This window comes from Bradyrhizobium sp., assembly GCF_027451485.1.
Classification (GTDB): domain Bacteria; phylum Pseudomonadota; class Alphaproteobacteria; order Rhizobiales; family Xanthobacteraceae; genus Bradyrhizobium.
This window is the reverse complement of record NZ_DAIDJE010000097.1, coordinates 89,682-108,312: the sequence shown is the minus strand read 5'-3', so window position 1 is coordinate 108,312 and position 18,631 is coordinate 89,682. Positions and strand designations below refer to the sequence as shown.

20 protein-coding genes are annotated in these 18,631 nt (G+C 61.6%); 9 read left to right on the top strand and 11 right to left on the bottom strand.

The features are described 5' to 3' along the window. Window positions 1-64: 64 nt before the first annotated feature. From NEZ08_RS25790 to sdhC, 6 genes are all read right to left on the bottom strand, one after another. Entirely contained in the window at window positions 65-1,117 is a 1,053-nt protein-coding gene (locus NEZ08_RS25790; protein ID WP_367278413.1) for an OmpA family protein, read from the bottom strand. Between the two features lie 1,033 nt (window positions 1,118-2,150). Continuing rightward, complete coding sequence (locus NEZ08_RS13360) at window positions 2,151-2,375, bottom strand: hypothetical protein (RefSeq protein WP_298107478.1); 225 nt, start codon at window positions 2,373-2,375, stop codon at window positions 2,151-2,153. A gap of 190 nt (window positions 2,376-2,565) precedes the next feature. Further along, window positions 2,566-3,348 (bottom strand): succinate dehydrogenase iron-sulfur subunit, encoded by a 783-nt coding sequence (locus NEZ08_RS13355; RefSeq protein ID WP_298107461.1) that lies wholly within the window; start codon window positions 3,346-3,348, stop codon window positions 2,566-2,568. A 131-nt stretch (window positions 3,349-3,479) separates the two neighbouring features. Continuing rightward, the gene (gene sdhA / locus NEZ08_RS13350) at window positions 3,480-5,321 is read right to left on the bottom strand and encodes a succinate dehydrogenase flavoprotein subunit (protein ID WP_298107460.1); all 1,842 of its coding nucleotides are present in this window, start codon (window positions 5,319-5,321) and stop codon (window positions 3,480-3,482) included. 2 nt (window positions 5,322-5,323) lie between these two features. Then, entirely contained in the window at window positions 5,324-5,725 is a 402-nt protein-coding gene (gene sdhD, locus NEZ08_RS13345) for a succinate dehydrogenase, hydrophobic membrane anchor protein (protein WP_298107459.1), read from the bottom strand. Further along, entirely contained in the window at window positions 5,722-6,120 is a 399-nt protein-coding gene (gene sdhC / locus NEZ08_RS13340; RefSeq protein ID WP_298107458.1) for a succinate dehydrogenase, cytochrome b556 subunit, read from the bottom strand. The genes sdhD and sdhC overlap by 4 nt, the downstream gene beginning before the upstream one ends. 251 nt (window positions 6,121-6,371) lie before the next feature. Between sdhC and NEZ08_RS13335 the strand changes: the two genes are divergently transcribed. Continuing rightward, window positions 6,372-7,235 carry a sulfite exporter TauE/SafE family protein gene (locus NEZ08_RS13335; RefSeq protein WP_298107457.1) on the top strand — a complete coding sequence of 288 codons (864 nt, stop codon included), beginning with the start codon at window positions 6,372-6,374 and terminating at the stop codon, window positions 7,233-7,235. Here NEZ08_RS13335 and NEZ08_RS13330 read toward each other — a convergent pair whose 3' ends face one another. Together NEZ08_RS13330 and NEZ08_RS13325 are read right to left on the bottom strand one after the other, a co-directional pair. Beyond that, window positions 7,236-7,697 (bottom strand): hypothetical protein, encoded by a 462-nt coding sequence (locus tag NEZ08_RS13330; RefSeq protein WP_298107456.1) that lies wholly within the window; start codon window positions 7,695-7,697, stop codon window positions 7,236-7,238. It lies immediately after the preceding gene. A gap of 69 nt (window positions 7,698-7,766) precedes the next feature. Beyond that, window positions 7,767-9,308 (bottom strand): malonyl-CoA synthase, encoded by a 1,542-nt coding sequence (locus NEZ08_RS13325; RefSeq protein ID WP_298107455.1) that lies wholly within the window; start codon window positions 9,306-9,308, stop codon window positions 7,767-7,769. 105 nt (window positions 9,309-9,413) lie between these two features. On the opposite strand from NEZ08_RS13325, the gene NEZ08_RS13320 reads away from it, so the two are divergent. The 4 genes from NEZ08_RS13320 to NEZ08_RS13305 all read left to right on the top strand — a co-directional run bounded on the left by NEZ08_RS13320 (window position 9,414) and on the right by NEZ08_RS13305 (window position 12,574). Beyond that, the gene (locus NEZ08_RS13320; protein WP_298107453.1) at window positions 9,414-10,175 is read left to right on the top strand and encodes an SDR family oxidoreductase; all 762 of its coding nucleotides are present in this window, start codon (window positions 9,414-9,416) and stop codon (window positions 10,173-10,175) included. Window positions 10,176-10,428: 253 nt separating this feature from the next. After that, a complete protein-coding gene (locus tag NEZ08_RS13315) occupies window positions 10,429-10,983 on the top strand; it encodes a fasciclin domain-containing protein (RefSeq protein ID WP_298107451.1) in 555 nt (184 codons plus the stop codon). 157 nt (window positions 10,984-11,140) lie between these two features. Next, on the top strand, window positions 11,141-11,770 hold the full coding sequence (locus tag NEZ08_RS13310; protein ID WP_298107450.1) for a cytochrome b/b6 domain-containing protein: 630 nt from the start codon (window positions 11,141-11,143) through the stop codon (window positions 11,768-11,770). An 18-nt stretch (window positions 11,771-11,788) separates the two neighbouring features. Further along, complete coding sequence (locus NEZ08_RS13305; protein WP_298107449.1) at window positions 11,789-12,574, top strand: molybdopterin-dependent oxidoreductase; 786 nt, start codon at window positions 11,789-11,791, stop codon at window positions 12,572-12,574. 57 nt (window positions 12,575-12,631) lie between these two features. On the opposite strand, the gene NEZ08_RS13300 is transcribed toward NEZ08_RS13305, so the two are convergent. Beyond that, window positions 12,632-13,813, bottom strand: a complete 1,182-nt coding sequence (locus NEZ08_RS13300; RefSeq protein WP_298107448.1) for a YbfB/YjiJ family MFS transporter — start codon at window positions 13,811-13,813, stop codon at window positions 12,632-12,634. Window positions 13,814-14,195: 382 nt separating this feature from the next. On the opposite strand from NEZ08_RS13300, the gene leuB reads away from it, so the two are divergent. Next, window positions 14,196-15,308, top strand: coding sequence for a 3-isopropylmalate dehydrogenase (leuB, locus tag NEZ08_RS13295; protein ID WP_298107447.1), 1,113 nt, complete (start codon window positions 14,196-14,198; stop codon window positions 15,306-15,308). A 53-nt stretch (window positions 15,309-15,361) separates the two neighbouring features. Here leuB and NEZ08_RS13290 read toward each other — a convergent pair whose 3' ends face one another. Together NEZ08_RS13290 and NEZ08_RS13285 are read right to left on the bottom strand one after the other, a co-directional pair. After that, window positions 15,362-15,787, bottom strand: a complete 426-nt coding sequence (locus tag NEZ08_RS13290) for a hypothetical protein (RefSeq protein ID WP_298107446.1) — start codon at window positions 15,785-15,787, stop codon at window positions 15,362-15,364. A 149-nt stretch (window positions 15,788-15,936) separates the two neighbouring features. Beyond that, on the bottom strand, window positions 15,937-16,428 hold the full coding sequence (locus NEZ08_RS13285) for a hypothetical protein (RefSeq protein WP_298107445.1): 492 nt from the start codon (window positions 16,426-16,428) through the stop codon (window positions 15,937-15,939). A gap of 158 nt (window positions 16,429-16,586) precedes the next feature. On the opposite strand from NEZ08_RS13285, the gene NEZ08_RS13280 reads away from it, so the two are divergent. From NEZ08_RS13280 to NEZ08_RS13270, 3 genes are all read left to right on the top strand, one after another. Then, window positions 16,587-17,834 (top strand): integrase arm-type DNA-binding domain-containing protein, encoded by a 1,248-nt coding sequence (locus NEZ08_RS13280; protein ID WP_298107444.1) that lies wholly within the window; start codon window positions 16,587-16,589, stop codon window positions 17,832-17,834. 12 nt (window positions 17,835-17,846) lie between these two features. Further along, entirely contained in the window at window positions 17,847-17,996 is a 150-nt protein-coding gene (locus tag NEZ08_RS13275) for a hypothetical protein (RefSeq protein ID WP_298107443.1), read from the top strand. A gap of 162 nt (window positions 17,997-18,158) precedes the next feature. Continuing rightward, window positions 18,159-18,563 carry a very short patch repair endonuclease gene (locus NEZ08_RS13270; RefSeq protein WP_298107442.1) on the top strand — a complete coding sequence of 135 codons (405 nt, stop codon included), beginning with the start codon at window positions 18,159-18,161 and terminating at the stop codon, window positions 18,561-18,563. Window positions 18,564-18,631 lie beyond the last annotated feature (68 nt).

Here is an 18,631-nt window from a genome sequence, read left to right as displayed (position 1 = left end):
AGCTCTGTATTCAACAAAAATGGCCGGGAGCGATCCCGGCCATTTTGATTTTCGGGCGGCCTGCTTAGCGCGGCGGCACGGTGCCAGGCGGCGGAGGCGGCAATGACGCGGTGCCGCCGTTGAGCAGGGGCGTGATGCGGCGGACGGTGACGCGGCGGTTGATGCGGCTCGGCCCGCTGGTCTGCTCCTTCAGATATTGCGAGCCGTAGCCTTGCGAGGTCAGGTTCTCGGCCGGCACCCCGAATTGCTGGGTCAGCAGTTCGGCTGCCGATTCGGCGCGGCGGTCCGAGAGCGACAGGTTGTCGGTGTCGTTGCCGGTTGCATCCGTGTGGCCCTCGATCAGGAACACCTCGCGCGGATTGCGCTGGATGGCGCGGTTGAGGCCGTCGGCGATCACCTGAAGCTTCGCGGCCTGGTCGGGGGCAATCTCCCACGAGCCGAGGTCGAAGTTGATGGAGTTGACGTCGATGCTCGGCATCAGCATGCGCACGTTCGGGCTGTAGCGGATTTCATCGAGCGTGTAGCGGCGCTCGATACGCTCGACCGGGGGCGCCTCCATGGTCTCGTAGATTAGATCGGGTGGGGCGTCCGCGGCATCGACGATGTAGCGATCGTAGGGGATGCGGATGACCGGCGGCGGCAGAGCGACATAGAAGCCGCCGACCGCCCGCGGATCGCGATAGGAGTTGTCGATGAGGACGAACTCTTCGCCGCGCGGCCCGCGCCGGATCCGGCGCAACAGCGAACCGTCAGGCGCAAGCACCGTAATGATCTCCGAGCCATCGGGCCGCACCACGATGGTGCGCATCTCGCCGCCGACGCGCTGGGTCTCGATGTTGCGCGCGCCGTAACGGAAACGCTCCATCTCGTCGTGGCGGACAAAGGCCTCGCCCGAGGGATCACGGACGATCAAGCGGCCGGGCTCGGTGATGACGGTACGGCCGCCCTCCTGGACTTCGCGCCGTTGATTGCGGAAGTCCTCGATCCGCCGCGGGCCCTGTGCCGCGGCCGGATTTGCCGGGAGCGGCGTCAGGTTCTGCGGGGCTGGCGGCGGCGGCAATGGCGCGGTCACCTGCGGTGGCGGACGGTGCGCCATGGTGGCTGCTGCCGGCGGCAACGACGTCTGGCCTCCCGGTGCTGCGCCAGGCGCCTGCTGAGGCGTGGCCGCCGGAGGCGCTGGTGGCTGAGCCGTGTGCGGCGCCTGCTGAGGCGCGGCCGCCGGAGGTGCCGGTGGCTGAGCCGTGTGCGGTGCCTGCTGAGGCGTGGCCGCCGGAGGTGCCGGTGGCTGAGCCGTGTGGGGCGCCTGCTGAGGCGTAGCCGTCGGGGGGGCCGGTGGCTGAGTGGCGTGCGGCGTCTGTTGAGGCGCGGCAGGCGGAGTCGGCGGGTGCTGTTGCGGCGGCGCCATCTTCTGCTGCCGTTCCATTTCCCGTTCGCGCTCATGTGGCTGTACTGACGGCGCGGCGGGCGGCTTCGGTGCGGCAGGCGCAGGGACTGCGGCAGGGGGCGAAACGTGAGGTGCAGCCGCGGGCGGCGGCGCATGAGGCGCGGCCGCAGGGGGCGGTGCCGGCGGATGCTGCGGTGGAGGTGCCGACGGTCGTTGCGGTGGTGGCGCTGCCGGGTGCTGCGGCGGCGGCGGAGCCTGATGTTGGGGTGGGACCGGGGCGTGTTGCGGCTGCGGGGGCTGATGCGGGGTCGGCGGCGCTCCGGGTCGTGCCGGCGGCGTCCCCCTCGGCGCTTCCTTGGGCGGCTGCTTGGGCTTGCCCTCGGAGCCCGGTTCTTCTCTCTGCTGCGCCACCACGATCGGTGCGCTTTGCGCATGCGATGGGGAGCCCGCCAGTTGCATGGCCGTCAATGCGGTTGTGGCAAGCAGCGCTAGTCGTAGCTTTGTCATGTGCTTTGGGTCCCGGCGAAGTTCTTGAAGGTGGTCGTGGCGGAGACAGAATCTGGAAGGAGTTGAATCAACAAACGCCGGAGATCAACAGACAGGCGTTAGGCCGGATTGTGGCGGGTATCAAACGGGAACATGGATTTATCTGCGGCACTGCGCCGCTTGCCTGAACGCATCTCTGTTCATCACGCGTTCAGAGGTCAGATCAAATGGCAATCGGCGGCACGCCGCGACCGAAGGCTTGCTGATCACGTGCCCAACATCATGCGCCCATGGCCGGCGGCGGCGGCGAGGTGGGGCCGGGCGGGACGGGTGCCGGCAATTCATCCGGCAGTTCGCCGGGCAGTTCATTCGGCCTTTGCGGTTCACCGGGCTCGCGCACCGGCGGAGGAATGTCCGGCCTCGGATTTCCGGGCGGATCTTCCGGCGGCGGCTCGGTGGGATGCCCGGGCGGAATCTGCGGATCTTCGGCTGGATCGATCGGCATCACATCATCATCACTCAGTCGCAGCAGGACCGAGGCGCTAACCGCGGCAGCCAAGTGTTGTTCCCAGCTTCGGGCATCATCCGGAAAGCCGGAACGCGGTTCCGTTGAGATCGTCCGCCGCGAGATGCTTTCCGGCCCCGATCGACCATGCGTTCAGAATGATCGATGCGGCATGCGCAAGGCGTAACGGCTAGACCTGCCGCTCCACCATCTTCAGCTTGAGTTCGGCAATCGCTTCCGCCGGGTTGAGCCCCTTCGGGCAGGCCTTGGCACAATTCATGATCGTGTGGCAGCGATAAAGGCGGAACGGATCTTCGAGGTTGTCGAGTCGCTCGCCGGTCGACTCGTCGCGGCTGTCGTTGACCCAGCGCGTTGCCTGCAACAAGGCGGCCGGGCCGAGATAGCGCTGGCTGTTCCACCAGTAGCTCGGACAGGAGGTCGAGCAGCAGGCGCAAAGGATGCACTCGTAAAGCCCGTCGAGTTTTTCGCGGTCCTCATGGCTCTGCCGCCATTCGCGCTGCGGGGTTGGCGTGGTCGTCTTCAGCCATGGCTCGATCGAGGCATATTGCGCATAGAAATTGGTGAGATCGGGTACGAGATCCTTGACCACCGGCTGATGCGGCAGCGGATTGACCTTCACCGCACCGTCTTTCACGTCGTGCATGGATTTGGTGCAGGCGAGCGTGTTCTGGCCGTCGATGTTCATCGCGCAGGAGCCGCAGACACCTTCTCGGCAGGAGCGGCGGAACGTCAGCGTCGGATCGATGTGGTTCTTGATCCAGATCAGCCCGTCCAGCACCATCGGGCCACAGTCATGGGTGTCGACGTAATAGGTGTCGATGCTCGGGTTCTTGCCGTCGTCCGGATTCCAGCGATAGATCTTGAATTCGCGCGCTTCGGTGGCGCCGGCCGGCCTCGGCCATACCTTGCCACCGGTGATCTTCGAATTCTTCGGAAGTGCGAATTCAACCATCTTAATCGCCTCGATCCTTCGCTCGTCATTGCCAGGCCTGACCCGGTACTCCATCGCTTTTCGAAGGATGGATGCGCCGGTCATTTGCAAAAAGACGCGCTCGGCGCTTTTGCCCGCGCATGACAGTCTCGCTAATACACCCGTGCCTTGGGCGGTATGTATTGAACCTCATTGGTCATGGTGTAGTTGTGCACCGGGCGGTAGTCGATCGAGGTGTTACCCTTGTCGTCCATCCAGGCCAGGGTGTGCTTCATCCAGTTCTGGTCGTCGCGGGCAGCGAAATCCTCGCGCGCATGCGCGCCGCGGCTTTCGGTGCGGTTGGCCGCGGAATCCATCGTCACCACGGCCTGAACGATCAGATTGTCGAATTCGAGGGTTTCGACCAGATCTGAATTCCAGACCAGCGAGCGGTCCGAGACGGAAATATCGCCGATTCCGCCATGCACCTTGTGAATCAGGTTCTGGCCTTCGTTCAGCACCTCGCCGGTGCGAAACACCGCGCAGTTGTTCTGCATCACATGCTGCATGCTTTCGCGCAGCTTTGCGGTCGGCGTGCCGCCCGCCGCATGGCGGTAGTGATCGAGCCGGCCGAGCGCCTTGTCGGCGGAATCGGCGGGCAAGTCCGCCTGTTTGCCGTTCGGCGTGATCTTCTCGGCGCAGCGCAAGGCGGCCGCACGGCCGAACACCACGAGATCGATCAGCGAGTTCGACCCTAGCCGGTTGGCGCCGTGCACCGAGACGCAGGCCGCTTCGCCGATCGCCATCAGGCCGGGCACGACGGCGTTGTCATCACCGTTCTTCTTGGTCAGCACCTCGGCGTGATAGTTGGTCGGGATGCCGCCCATATTATAGTGCACGGTCGGTACGATCGGGATCGGCTCGCGCGTGACGTCGACATTGGCGAAGATCCTCGCCGATTCGGAAATGCCGGGCAGTCGCTCGTGCAGCACCTTCGGGTCGAGATGATCGAGGTGCAGGAAGATGTGATCCTTCTTCTTGCCGACGCCGCGGCCCTCGCGAATTTCGATGGTCATCGCGCGCGAGACAACATCGCGCGAGGCGAGATCCTTAGCGGAGGGCGCATAGCGTTCCATGAAGCGCTCACCTTCCGAATTGACGAGATAGCCGCCTTCGCCGCGGGCGCCTTCGGTGACGAGACATCCTGCGCCGTAAATTCCGGTCGGGTGGAACTGGACAAATTCCATGTCCTGGAGCGGCAGACCGGCGCGCAACGTCATGCCGCCACCGTCGCCGGTGCAGGTATGGGCGGAGGTGCAGGAGGCGTAAGCACGGCCATAGCCGCCCGTCGCGAGAATCGTCGTCTGGGCGCGGAAGCGATGCAGCGTGCCGTCGTCGAGCTTCAATGCGATCACGCCGCGGCAGGCGCCCTGATCATCCATGATCAGATCGATGGCGAAGAACTCGATGTAGAATTCGGCCGAATGCCGCAGCGCCTGACCATACATCGTGTGAAGCATCGCGTGGCCGGTGCGGTCCGCGGCGGCGCAGGTGCGCTGCGCCTGGCCCTTGCCGTAGTCCAACGTCATGCCGCCGAAGGGCCGCTGATAGATCTTGCCGTCCTCGGTGCGCGAGAACGGCACGCCCCAATGTTCGAGCTCGTAAACCGCCTCGGGTGCATTGCGCACCATGTACTCGATCGCATCCTGGTCGCCGAGCCAGTCCGAACCCTTGACGGTGTCGTACATGTGCCAGCGCCAGTCGTCGGGATGCATGTTGCCAAGTGCAGCGGAGATGCCGCCCTGGGCGGCCACCGTATGCGAGCGGGTCGGAAATACCTTGGTGATGCAGGCGGTGCGAAGCCCGGCCTCGCTGCAACCGACGACGGCGCGCAAGCCGGCGCCACCGGCGCCGACCACCACGACATCATAGGTATGGTCTTCGATGGGATAGGCCTTGCGGCTGGAGGCCGGGCCACCCTTGCCGTCCGCCGAACCGTTTCCGCCCGCGCTCATTGTTACACTCCGCCCGCAAGTTTGAGGATGGCGTAGATCGAGGCCAGCGCGACCGCGAACGAGAAGAAATTATTGGCCATGATCGCGGCGAGCTTCAGCGACTCGTGGTGCACATAGTCCTCGATCACAACCTGCATGCCGATTTTCATATGCCAGGTGCTGGCGACGATGAAGAGCAGCAGGATGATCGCAACCAGCGGCGAGCCGAGCATCTGCGCGGCTCCGGCATGGTTGCTGCCGAGCATCATCATCACCACGACAATCACCGGCACCATGAGCAGCACCATGGCGACCGCGGTGATGCGCTGACGCCAGAAGTCCGTCGTCCCGGAGTGCGAAGATCCGAGACTGCGAACACGGCCAAGCGGTGTCCGCATCGATTTCACGACGTTGGGCGCGCTCATCGGCCGCCTCCGATCATATAGGCGATGATCCAGAGCAACACGGTTGCCGAAATCCCGGCGACCAGTGCGCCCCAGGTCATGGTTTCGCGCTCGTTTGCCTTGAAGCCGTAGCCCAGGTCCCAGACGAGATGCCGGATGCCGCTGAACAAATGATGCAGCAGCGCCCATGTGTATCCGAATACGATCAGGCGCCCGATGAAGCTTGCGATGAAGTCATGGACATGGCCATAGGCGGTCGGGCCGGACGCGGCCGCGATCAGCCACCACGCCAGCAGCAAGGTGCCGACATAAAGCGCTATTCCGGTCGCGCGATGGACGATGGAGAGAAACATCGTCAGCGTCCACCGATAGGTTTGTATGTGTGGAGAAAGCGGTCTTTCGATCCTGGCGGTCATCGGGGGGCGCTTTGACGGTTTGGCGGGACTCCGCGAAGAGCCCTTCGTTGGGATCGCGGTAGACGATTTCTATTTACGAAGTCGAAACAGCCAGTGCAATGGCAGAATCCCTGTTCTGCGAACGTGAGTTCATAGCTTCAGATGAGCCTTGCATTATTGGGGGACTGAACAAAGGCGCGGCGTGGTATCGCTGGTATACCTGAAGCACGATTCATGAACGCGCACCCAACCGGTGCAGGAATTGGGGCACGATGACCATCGCCGGACTCAACGTCTCGGAAGTTCTTGAACTGGCCGCATTACTGATTGCCGTCGGGGCGCTCGCCGGGTTTCTTGCCGGCGTGTTCGGAATCGGCGGCGGCGCCATTCTGGTGCCGGTGTTTTACGAGTGTTTTCGCGTTGCCGGCGTTCCGCTCGAGGTGCGGATGCCGCTTTGCGTCGGCACTTCGCTTGCCGTCATCATTCCGACCTCGATCAGCTCCTACCGAGCCCATTACGCCCGAGGTGCTATCGACAAGGGGGTCCTGCATGCCTGGTGGTTGCCAATTCTGATAGGCGTCCTTTCCGGCAGCGTGATCGCACGCTATGCGCCGGAGCGGCTCTTCAAGATCGTGTTCGTGCTGGTGGCCTATTTCGCGACCGTGCGGCTGCTGACCGCCAACGAGAACTGGAAGCTCGGCGACGATCTTCCGAAGGGGCTGTTTATGCGCATGTTCGGCTTCTTTGTCGGTCTATTGGCGACGCTGATGGGCGTCGGTGGCGGGCTGTTTGCCAATTTGCTGATGACGTTCTACGGCCGCCCGATCCATCAGGGCGTTGCGACCTCGTCCGCGATCGCGGTACTCGTCTCAATCCCGGGGGCGCTCGGCTATATCTATGCTGGCTGGCCGGCGGCCGCCCATTATCCCGACGTCGCGGCGCTACAACCGCCCCTTGCGCTCGGCTACGTCTCGCTGATCGGTGCGGTGCTGGTGATGCCGACGAGCCTGTTGACCGCCCCTCTCGGCGTGAAGGTCGCGCACGCGCTGTCGAAAAAGACGCTCGAGCGGGCCTACGGGACGTATCTCCTCATCGTCGGCACGCGCTTTGCGATCAGCCTGTGGAACGGCGGTTAGCTAGTCTTTCAGCCGAACCTCGCTGTGGCGCCACATCCGCAAATCGCCGATACCTTCGATTTTGTCCTTGTCGGACAGCCAGCGAAGCCGTGCAGCAAAAATCTCGTAGTCGCTTGAGAATCCCTCAATATAGCAGATATCGCGCGTGTTGGCGAGAACGAGCGCGACCTTTTGCCAATGTGACCTCAACAGTGAGAACAGAATTTCGTCGACGTCGTCCTCGGTCAGTTCCGGCGGGAGTTCAACCTCCTCCCAAGTCAATTCGCTGCAGATGGTCGGCGGCTCGAAGCTTTCGTATTCCGGCGCAAGGTCAGGGTACTCATCGTAGATGGGCTTCCAGACGTCGGACTGTAGAGCCGCGATAAGGTCGTAGATCACCTCGCTGAACTTCAGTCGTTCTTCTTTAGGAAAGCCGGACGCAGCGCGACTTGCGCGCTCCAGGGCATCTTCAGCGTCCTGCAAATATAGGACGAGCCTATCCGCTAGGTCTCGACTTACCATTCCCTGCCCCGCCGCTGGTTCGTATCAGGACTATTTGCCCGCGTAGATATCCTTGTACGTTTCGCGCAAGACGTTCTTCTGCACCTTGCCCATGGTGTTACGCGGCAGTTCGTCGACGACGAACACGCGCTTTGGCATCTTGAATTTTGCCAATCGCCCGTCGAGTGCCTTCAATACGGTTGCCTCGTCGACCTTGGCTTTCTTCTCACAGACCACGACCGCGGTGACGCCCTCGCCGAAATCGGCATGAGGCACGCCGATCACGGCGGATTCGATCACGCCCGGCATGGCATCGATCTCGCTCTCGATTTCCTTGGGGTAGACGTTGAAGCCGCCGGAGATCACGAGATCCTTGCCGCGGCCGAGAATATGCACGTAGTCCTTGGCGTCGATCTTGCCGATGTCGCCAGTGATGAAGAAGCCGTCGTCGCGGAATTCCGCCTTGGTCTTTTCCGGCATCCGCCAATAGCCCTTGAACACGTTCGGGCCCTTGACTTCGATCATGCCGATTTCTTCGGCGCCGAGCACTCTGCCGGTCTCCGGATCGGTGACGCGCACCGAAACGCCGGGCAGCGCATGGCCCACCGCGCCGGCAACGCGTTCGCCGTCGTATGGGTTCGAGGTATTCATGTTTGTTTCGGTCATGCCGTAGCGCTCGAGCACGGCATGGCCGGTGCGGGCGAACCATTCCCGGTGCGTATCGGCAAGCAGCGGCGCCGAGCCCGACACGAACAGCCGCATGTGTTTGGTGGTTTCCCTGTTCAGCGCGGGGTTCTGCAGAAGGCGCGTATAGAAGGTCGGCACGCCCATCAGCACGGTGGCACGCGCCATCAGCTTGATGATCAGATCGGGATCGAACTTCGGCAGGAAGATCATCGACCCGCGCGCAAACAGCGTAACGTTGCTCGCCACGAACAGGCCGTGGGTATGATAGATCGGCAGCGCGTGGATCAGAACGTCCTTGTCGGTGAAGCGCCAGTAATGGACCAGCGTCAGCGAGTTCGACGCCAGATTGTCGTGCGTCAGCATCGCGCCTTTTGAACGCCCCGTGGTTCCGGAAGTGTAGAGGATGGCGGCGAGATCGTCGTTCGTGCGCGGCACGGTGACAAAGGCAGACTGCGCCTTGTCGGCGGCTTCCGTCAGCGATCCGTTGCCGTCCGGCCCGAGCGTTTCGACCCTGGCGTGGACCTTTGCTGCGATCACCGCGATCCCGGCAGCCTTTGAGGGGTCGCATACCACCAGCGACGGCTCGGCATCACTGATAAAATATTCCAGCTCGTTGAGCGTATAGGCCGTGTTGAGCGGCAGGAAGACCGCGCCGGCGCGCACGACGGCGAGATAGAGCACAAGCCCGGTCACCGACTTCTCGGTTTGCGCGGCAACCCGGTCGCCCGGCTTCACGCCGCGATCGACCAGCACGTTGGCGATCTGTCCGGCGCGCGCGATCAAATCGCCGTAGCTGATGTGCTTGCCGTCATGGGTTTCAATGGCCACGCGGCGCGGATCGTCGACGCCGTCGAACAGCCGGGAAAACAGGTTGGCGTTCACGGTGGTTTTGTGCTGCGCATTCATGCATCATTCCGATCGGCAAGAGCGGCGCTAGCGGCCGCATCATCTCTTATCTCTCGGCATTTCACTAGCAAAGAGGCCCTTTAGAAGGCAACGGAGACGGTTCGCATGGCAAATAACGGCAAACGCGTGGCTTGGGTCACCGGCGGCGGCAGCGGCATCGGCCAGGCCGGGGCTGAGGCCCTCGCCGCCGAGGGCTGGTTAGTGGTGGTGTCAGGACGCCGGAAAGACGCCCTCGACACCGTCGTTGCGAAGATTGGCAAAAGCGGTGGCGAGGCGAGCTCCATTCCGCTCGACGTGAGCGTTGCGGCCGACGTTGAAAAGGCTGCCAGCCGGATTGTGGCCGATTACGGACGTATCGACCTCCTCGTGAACAGCGCCGGTATCAATGTTCCCAAGCGGCGATGGGCGGACATGGAGCTCGAAGGCTGGAACAAGCTGGTGGACATCAACCTTAATGGCGTTCTCTACTGCATGCGCGCCGTGCTCCCCGCCATGCGGTCGCAAAAGGACGGCTGCATCATCAACGTGGCGTCGTGGGCTGGCCGCCACGTATCGAAGATGCCGGGCCCGGCCTACACCACCACCAAACATGCCGTGCTGGCGCTGACCCACTCCTTCAACATGGACGAATGCGTCAACGGTTTGCGGGCCTGCTGCCTGTCGCCGGGTGAGGTGGCAACACCGATCCTGAACCAGCGTCCGGTTGTGCCTTCCGAGCAGGAAAAGGCGAAGATGCTGCAACCAGAGGACCTCGGGCGGACCATAGCTTTCGTCGCAAGCCTGCCGCCGCGGGTTTGCGTCAACGAAATCCTGATCAGCCCGACTTGGAACCGGGGTTTTATCCAGACGCCGGCCAATCGCGACTGACGAAAAGCATCGCAAGGAAGGAGCCAGCGCGGGCCGCACGGTGTGAGGCCGACGCGGCAGCACACGTTCATGCGGCCGGATAGTTTCACTGGGCGCAAAGAATTTTTGTTCGAAACCCCTCACGAAAACTCCCGTAGCTCGGCCCAACGACGACGGGGTCATCCCCAAGGCGCGAGCCCGAGACCTTCGTCGCCGTTGCCCTCATCGGCCGCGGATGCCCGCGAGCCACATCAATCATTCGGGAGACCTTTCGATGTCCAAGCGTGTTGACTTGCTTTCTGCTGTTGCCTTTGGTGCCCTAGCCCTGACCGCAAGCTTCGTTGCGCCGGTCGGCGCGCAAGAGAAGACCGTGATGGTCGGCGGCGCGGCGATGTATCCGTCCAGAAACATTATCCAGAATGCCGTGAACTCGAAGGACCACACCACGCTCGTTGCAGCGGTGAAGGCCGCCGGTCTGGTATCGACGCTGGAAGGCAAGGGCCCGTTCACTGTTTTCGCGCCGACCAACGCGGCGTTCGGCAAGTTGCCGCCCGGTACGGTCGACAATCTCGTCAAGCCCGCGAACAAGGCGGCTCTGACCAAAATCCTGACCTACCACGTGGTGCCAGGCAAACTTGAGGCGTCCGATCTGACCGACGGCAAGAAGCTCAAGACGGTGGAAGGCGAGGAACTGACGGTGAAGAAGGATGGCGGCAAGAGCTGGATCGTCGATGCCAAGGGCGACACCGCTGCCATCACCATCCCCAACGTCAATCAGTCGAACGGCGTGATCCATGTGATCGACACCGTCCTGATCCCGGCGTCCTAACCGCCACCCTCGCGAGCCGGGACGCCCGGCTCGCTTTTTTGTGACCACCCTTCCGGGGCGGTCGGCAGATTTCCCGGCCGTTCGGAGGTGTTTCGGCAGTAACGGAGCGGAAGTTTTCGGCGTATATGGGTCAGTAGGCTTTCAGCGACGGGACATCATGACCAGCCTTGCAGCCGCCGAGCAGCGCACCGCAACCGCCTCCAGGGTCATTCAGCCGGCCTGGGTACGCGTGATGCATTGGACCAACGCCGTCGCCATCATCCTGATGATCATGTCGGGATTGCAAATCTACGACGCATCGCCTTTGTTCAACTCGCTCACATTCTCGCGCACAGTCACCCTCGGCGGCTGGCTGGGCGGCGCGCTGCTCTGGCATTTTGCGGCAATGTGGCTCTTGATGGTCAACGGCCTTGCCTATCTCGTTACGGGCTTTGTGACCGGACGGTTCAAGAAAAAGCTGTTGCCGATTTCGCCGCGCGGCGTGATCTCGGACGCGGTGGCGGCGCTGACCTTCCGCCTCTCGCACGATGACCTAAGCAAGTATAACCAGGTGCAGAGGCTGCTTTACGCCGGCATTATCGCCGTCGGCATTGTCATTGTGCTTTCGGGACTGTCGATTTGGAAGCCGGTGCAGTTTCAGTATCTGACGGCGTTGTTCGGCGGCTATGACATAGCTCGATATGTGCATTTCTTCTGCATGTCGACGATTGTCGCCTTTCTTGCAATCCATGTTCTTCTGGCGGTTCTGGTGCCGAAGAGTCTGCGCGCCATGATCATCGGCCACTAACCTTCACGGAGCAAACGCATGGGCCGACTTCGCAAGCTTCTGATTCCCGGCGTCGACAAGAAATTGCTGGTCAGGGATGCGACCAGGCTGATGCCGGATCTGACCCGTCGGCGCTTCATCTCCGGCGGGGCAAGCTTTGGTGCGCTGACGCTTCTCACCGGCTGCGACGTCATCGATTCCGATTCGGCCGAGGAAATGCTCAAAAAGGTTTCGAAGTTCAACGATGCAGTGCAGGCCTTTATCTTCAACCCTCACGCACTGGCGCCCACTTTTCCGGAAAGCGCGATCACCAAGCCGTTCCCGTTCAACGCCTATTACGAGGTCGACGACGCGCCCGATATCGACGGCAAGGACTGGAAGCTCGAAGTCAGCGGCCTTGTCGAGAACAAGAAGGCCTGGACGCTGGATGAACTCTACAAGCTGCCGCAGCAGAAGCAGGTCACTCGCCATATCTGCGTGGAAGGCTGGAGCGCGATCGGAAGCTGGACCGGAACGCCGCTCAGCTATTTCCTCAAGGTGATCGGGGCCGATACAACCGCCAAATATTGCTGGTTCCAGTGTGCCGACAAGGATGGCTACAATTCACCGCTCGACATGGAGACCGCTCTGCACCCGCAGACGATCATGGCCTTCAGGTTTGCCGACGAAATCCTGCCGCGCGCCTATGGCTTCCCGATGAAGATCCGCGTGCCGACCAAGCTGGGCTTCAAGAATCCGAAATACGTGATCTCGATGGAGGTCACCAATGACTACAAGGGCGGCTACTGGGAAGACCAGGGTTACAATTCGTTCAGCGGCAGTTGACCCGCAGGGTCAGTCGGGAATGCGGCTATCGCCGCATTCCCGGAGCGAGGGTCAGGATTAGGCCAATCGCCGTTGAAACGCCGCTGCGATTGCCCCCAGCGCCAGCAGCGCTGCCGACGCGTTCAAGGCATAGGACAGGCTGCCGAACCTGTCGGTGATGGCTCCGACCACGGTTGGCCCCAATGTCTGGCCGATGCCAAAGGCAATGGTCATGGCAGCAATCCCCTTCGGCCAGGCATCCGGCGGCGAGTTGAACCGCACAAAGGCCGTGGTCGATCCGACAATCGCAAAGAACGAAACGCCGAACACGAGAGCCGACACCGTCAGCATCGGCGCAGAATGGCCGAACAGCGGTAAGGATGCGCCGATCGCATTGACGCCAAGGATGATGGTGGTGGAAAGGCCGCCGCTGTTCCATGCGAGGATGCCCCGCCATACCCAAGGGGTGACGAACGCGCTCATGCCCAGCAGGCACCAGAAGGCGCTCTGCGCCACCGCACCTCCGCCGGCATCGCGGACATAGGCGATCATGAATGTCATGTAGGCGATGTAGCCCGCGCCAAACAGGAAATAGCCTATGAGGTAGATCAGGATCGGCCGGATCGGGAACTGCGCAGGCTTGGTTTCGGAAAGGCGGGTGCCGCTATCGAAGCGCGCGGTCATCAAGGGAACGGCCAGCACGGTGGAAAGCAGCGTCATGGCCCACCAGACGATCCACCATGAACCTGCTCCAAACGCCTTCAGCACAAAGGGCGCCACCAGTCCCGAGCTCACGATGCCGAGCCCCGGTCCGGCGTAAAACAGACTGAGCAGAAAATCGGCTCGTGCGGGGTGTGTCTGCGCAATTCGCGCCGCCAACGCCGCGCCGGCAACGAAGGCAACCGCCGCTCCGATGCCCACCAGCAGGCGCGCGAAACTCAACACGAAAAAATTGCCCGAAATCGCACTCAGCGCCAGCGAAAGGATGCAGGCGATCGTACTCCAATGCACGGCGGCAGGCAGTCCGAACCGGCGGGTCAGCCTGGCCGCTGCCAAAGCGCCGGCGAGATAGCCGGCAGCGTTGACGGTGTTCATGAAACCGGCCACCGAATACGACCATGCCAGCGTGTCGCGCATGTCCGGCAGCACCAGAGAGTAGGCGAAGCGCCCGATGCCAAGGCCGATGGTGGGAGCCAACGACAGAATAAGGATCAGCCGAGCGGGGCGGTCAGGCTGACGGGACGTATCGGCAAGGGCCACGTGAATCTCCGGTGGGATGCCATTGTGGCGAACCGGGGCGCCGTTGCCTAGGCGGAGGCCGGACAATGGTGTCTTGCCATCTGCGCAACGCCGCATTAGCACTCCGCGCTGAATTTCCTCCTTCCGTCATTGGCGGGCTTGACCCGGCAATCCACCGTTGTTCATTAGATGGATGTCCGGGTCAGGCGCGGCATGACACCAGCGCCAGGCGCTCGGTGCGGCGAATTTGAAGCTCCTGTCAGCGTTTCTGCGATTTCGGGGCAGGAACTCCAAATTCGAAGCCGTACCAGAATCGATCGATTGCCAGAGCTCCTTTGATTCCGAAGTTCGCATCAGAGGTTGCCGCGATATCTTGCGAACTTCGGAATCGGAGCTCTAGATCATGGCGACTCACAAACTGCTGCTTCTTCCCGGCGACGGCATCGGCCCCGAAGTGATGGGTGAGGTGAAGCGGCTGATCGGCTGGATCAACGCGCAGGGGATTGCGCAATTTGAGACCGAAGAGGGTCTGGTGGGTGGCGCCGCCTATGATGCCAGCAAGCAAAGCATCACGGATGCGACCATGGCGCAGGCCAAGGCGGCCGATGCGGTGATCTTTGGCGCGGTGGGCGGGCCGAAATGGGACAGCGTTCCCTACGAGGCTCGCCCGGAGGCCGGGCTGCTAAGGCTGCGCAAGGATCTTGGCCTGTTTGCCAACTTAAGGCCGGCTGTGTGCTATCCGGCGCTCGCCGAAGCCTCCAGCCTCAAGCGCGAGATCGTCGAAGGTCTCGACATCATGATCGTGCGCGAGCTCACCGGTGGCGTCTATTTCGGCGAACCGAAGACCATCACCGACCTCGGCAATGGCCAGAAGCGCGCCATCGATACCCAGGTTTACGACACTTATGAGATCGAGCGCATCGCGCGCGTTGCCTTTGATCTGGCGCGGAAACGCCGCAACAAGGTAACGTCGATGGAAAAGCGCAACGTGATGAAGTCCGGCGTGCTCTGGAACGAGGTCGTCACGCAGGTGCACAGCCGCGAATACAAGGACGTAAAGCTCGAGCACCAGCTGGCGGATTCCGGTGGCATGAATCTGGTGAAATCGCCGAAACAGTTCGACGTCATCGTCACCGATAACCTGTTCGGCGACATGCTGTCGGATATCGCGGCGATGCTAACCGGTTCGCTCGGCATGCTGCCGTCGGCGTCGCTCGGCGAGATCGACGCCAAGACGAAAAAGCGCAAGTCGCTGTTCGAGCCGGTGCACGGCTCGGCGCCCGATATCGCAGGCAAAGGGCTCGCCAATCCGATCGCGATGATCGCCTCGTTCGCCATGGCGCTGCGCTATTCCTTCGAACTCGGCGCGCTTGCAGACAAGGTCGAGGCGGCGATCGCGGCCGTGCTCGCCAAGGGAATGCGAACGGCCGACATCAAATCGGCCGGCGGCACGGCCGTGTCGACGTCGCAAATGGGCGAAGCGATCTTGAAGGAATTGCAGGCGCTGCACGCTTAGGCAAAACGCCCGCATTTGCGGGCGCTATGCCGACTAAGCCCGCTCCTTCGGGTTCAATACGGGGGGAGCGGTATCCACGGGCTGAAGCCGCCCATATCGGAAGGCGGGTTAAGGGGCTGGCGGTCGATCGGACGGTTGAGGTTCTCGCGCGCAAACGACGGATAGCCCATTTCCGGCGGAAATGCGTAGTCGGCGAACTTGCGGTCCCCCGGGAGGACCTCGGTGCCGGCATCGAGCCACGAGCGCTTGGTGACGAAGACGCGGGTGTGCGGCCCTTGCTGGTACGACACGTTCGGCCCGCTCGGCCCGTAATAGAGATGGCCAGACCTGTCGTATTGACGCTTGGCTCCTTTAGGGGCGAGCTTTTGCGGCGGATTGGTCTGCGCGGCGGCCGGCGAAGCGGCGAAGCCTGCGGCGCCAATGGCGACAGCGGCAAACAGCGCCGCAATTCTGTTGGCGGCAGCAAATCTTGGAGTCATCGTATCCTCTTCAGGCAGGCGCCTTGGTTCAGTTCGCCATTGTAGCGGCAGGGTCCGCCGTCACAAGGTCAAACGGGCCACAGTTGGCGAGAAAAGCCGGGGCAAGTCAAAAAAGTTGCATGAAAACCAATCCCTTGGCGGGAAGCCCGTCATAGGGACCCGCGCAACCGAGGATTTTCGGTGTCGGTGACCCAGTCCGCTGAGAGGGCGGTGGCTGTCCCGCAACCCCTGCTGTTCAGATCGGCCCGCCCGTCGCTTGGCGTAGCCCAAAGGCGATTAATCTCACGGCAACCGGCTGGGTCGGGGGTCGGCCCGTAACCACCTGATTTCTCGTCTAGATCAATCGGGTTTGCCACGGACGTCCCGGAGCGGACCAGGATAAGGGTTGGCTGATTGGCCGGATCGGCCGCATCCTCGAACTGCAATTGGTCCCAAAAATGCAGGCCGGCAATAGTAAAAAGCGTGAGCGCGCCCACATAGGCGATCAGTTGGGCCAGCGCTGCACAGCATTCGTCGGCAAAGCTGACCAGTGCCGGGTGTACGAAATGGCGATTTCGGTTCGATTGCATGAAGGATGAGGCGCCGCCGCGCGAGCCGGTGTAATGATCGGCCTGACGTTGTCTTAACGGCGTTTCTCGCATAGAAATTTTAAGACTTTCTCACTCCGGATCATGCCGGATAATTTCGTATCATTTACCAATAGCTTATATAGGGTTCCGTTTCTCATACCGGCTCTTGTTGGATCGGGCTGACAAGCATATTGTGGGTACAAATGTGGGTACATTTGGAGCCCATTCGAATGCGCAATATCACCGAACAACGGAAGCGACGGGCGAAGGCCGAACCCCTCAAACCGGCCGACATCAAAAAAGCCATTGCCAGCGGCAAGAACCAAACCCTGCACGATGGTGCCAGCCTCTCCCTAAAGATCAGGAGCGGTTCGGCGCTCTGGATTTACAAATTTAGAGACGGGGTAAGTTTTCGGTCAACGAGCCTTGGCAGCTATCACCATGGGGTCGGGCTGACCGAGGCTCGCAATAAGCGCAACGCCTTCGCAGGGAGGCGATACGAACAACGCATTCCCCGCCGTGGTTTGGCCGTCATCAAGTCAGCACCCGAACCCGTGGAGCCCGAGAGCGAGCCGGATGTCCCGCCGGGAACTGGCGCGAAGCGGATGCGCTTCGCCGATGTCGTCGATAGCCTGATCGCGAAGCGGTCAGTATCGGAGTGGAAGGTGAAGAGCCGCGAGCCTGACAACTATCGTCGCTTGAAAACTGGCAGGCTCGGCGGCCTATGGGCAGATGAAATCACGCACAAGGACGTTGAGAAGGAATTGCAAACCCGCTGGGGCGATGCGCTCACCAACGCCGAGAAGATGCGCGCCCGGATTGAGGTTGTGCTCAACCATGCGATTGCGAAAGAGGCCCGAGCAAATGACGTTCCAAACCCGGCCCTCAAAGACATCATCAAGGAATTGATACCGGCCGCTCCGAAGAGCACGCCACGGGCTGCCATGCACCGCAAAGACGTGCCCGCGCTCATGGCTGAGCTTGTCGCCGATGGCTCGCCCTCAGCGCGTGCGCTGGCGTTCGCAATTCTGACAGTAGGGCGCAACGTGGAAGCTCGGCAAGCCGACTGGAGCGAGATCGTTGGCAGTGCTTGGATCATTCCCGGCGGGCGCGAAGAACGATCAATGAAGGAAGGTCAAGAACATGCCGTTCCGCTCTCGGCCGCCGCACTTGCGCTGCTCGGCAAGCGCAAAGCATCCGGCCTGATCTTTGGTGCACTCCCGAACCATGCCTTGAATGACAAGCTCGGCGCGCTTCGACCTAATTCCGGCGTGACGGTGCACGGTTTCCGCACATCGTTCACATCATGGGCGAAGGCCGCCGGATACTCGAAAGAGATGCGCGAGCTTGCCAAGGCGCATGCGGCTGGGCGCACCGCGACCGAACTTGCTTATGAGCACTATGACCGAGCCGACCAACTGCACACACTGCGACCAATGCTTCAAGCGTGGTCCGACTTCGCCACGCAGTCTGTCTAATAGAGGTCTGAGATGTGGCTTATCTACAAAAGCGGGCGCGTTGAAATCTGGGCAATCCAAGAGACTTGGGGCACCGATTATTACGTCTACGGTGTTTATGAAAGCGGCGACGCCCGCGTGTGTCCTTCGCTCGGTATGGCTTACGAGGTCGCCGCACTCTGACAAGGGAGTAAGCTCCAAATCAGGAGCGGCGCGAAGGCACCTTTAAAGCATTGAAGCCAACGGTTTGGGATGGTAGTCAGCGCGACTACCGATTTGCGCAAGCACAACGTAGGCTGAGGATTTGTATCGGGTTCCGCAGCGAAATGGACGGTTCTGAACTCGATGGCAGATACCCGCACTCCCGCCCAACGCCGTCGAATAATGCAAAGTGTGGGAACGAAGAACACACTGCCTGAAAAAACCGTCCGCCGTATCATCCATGCGTTAGGATTTCGGTTTAGGCTTCACAGGCGAGACCTCCCGGGAACACCCGACATTGTACTTCCGCGCTTACGCAAGGTCGTTTTTGTCAACGGCTGTTTTTGGCACGGACACAGAAATTGCAAGAAGGGTGCGTTACCAAAAAGTAGGCCGGAATATTGGGGACCGAAAATTGCCCGCAACATCCAACGCGACGTTGAGGTTCGGGCGAAGTTGAAGGCCGCAGGGTGGGATGCACTTACCGTTTGGCAGTGCGAAACCGCCAACCCGGACAGGGTACGGAGACGGTTAAAAGATTTTCTGTGAGCAACGCACGATGCAGGAAGCAAGAGGGTTGCGTTGCGCTACTGTCGATATCTGGAGCTTGATTTGGG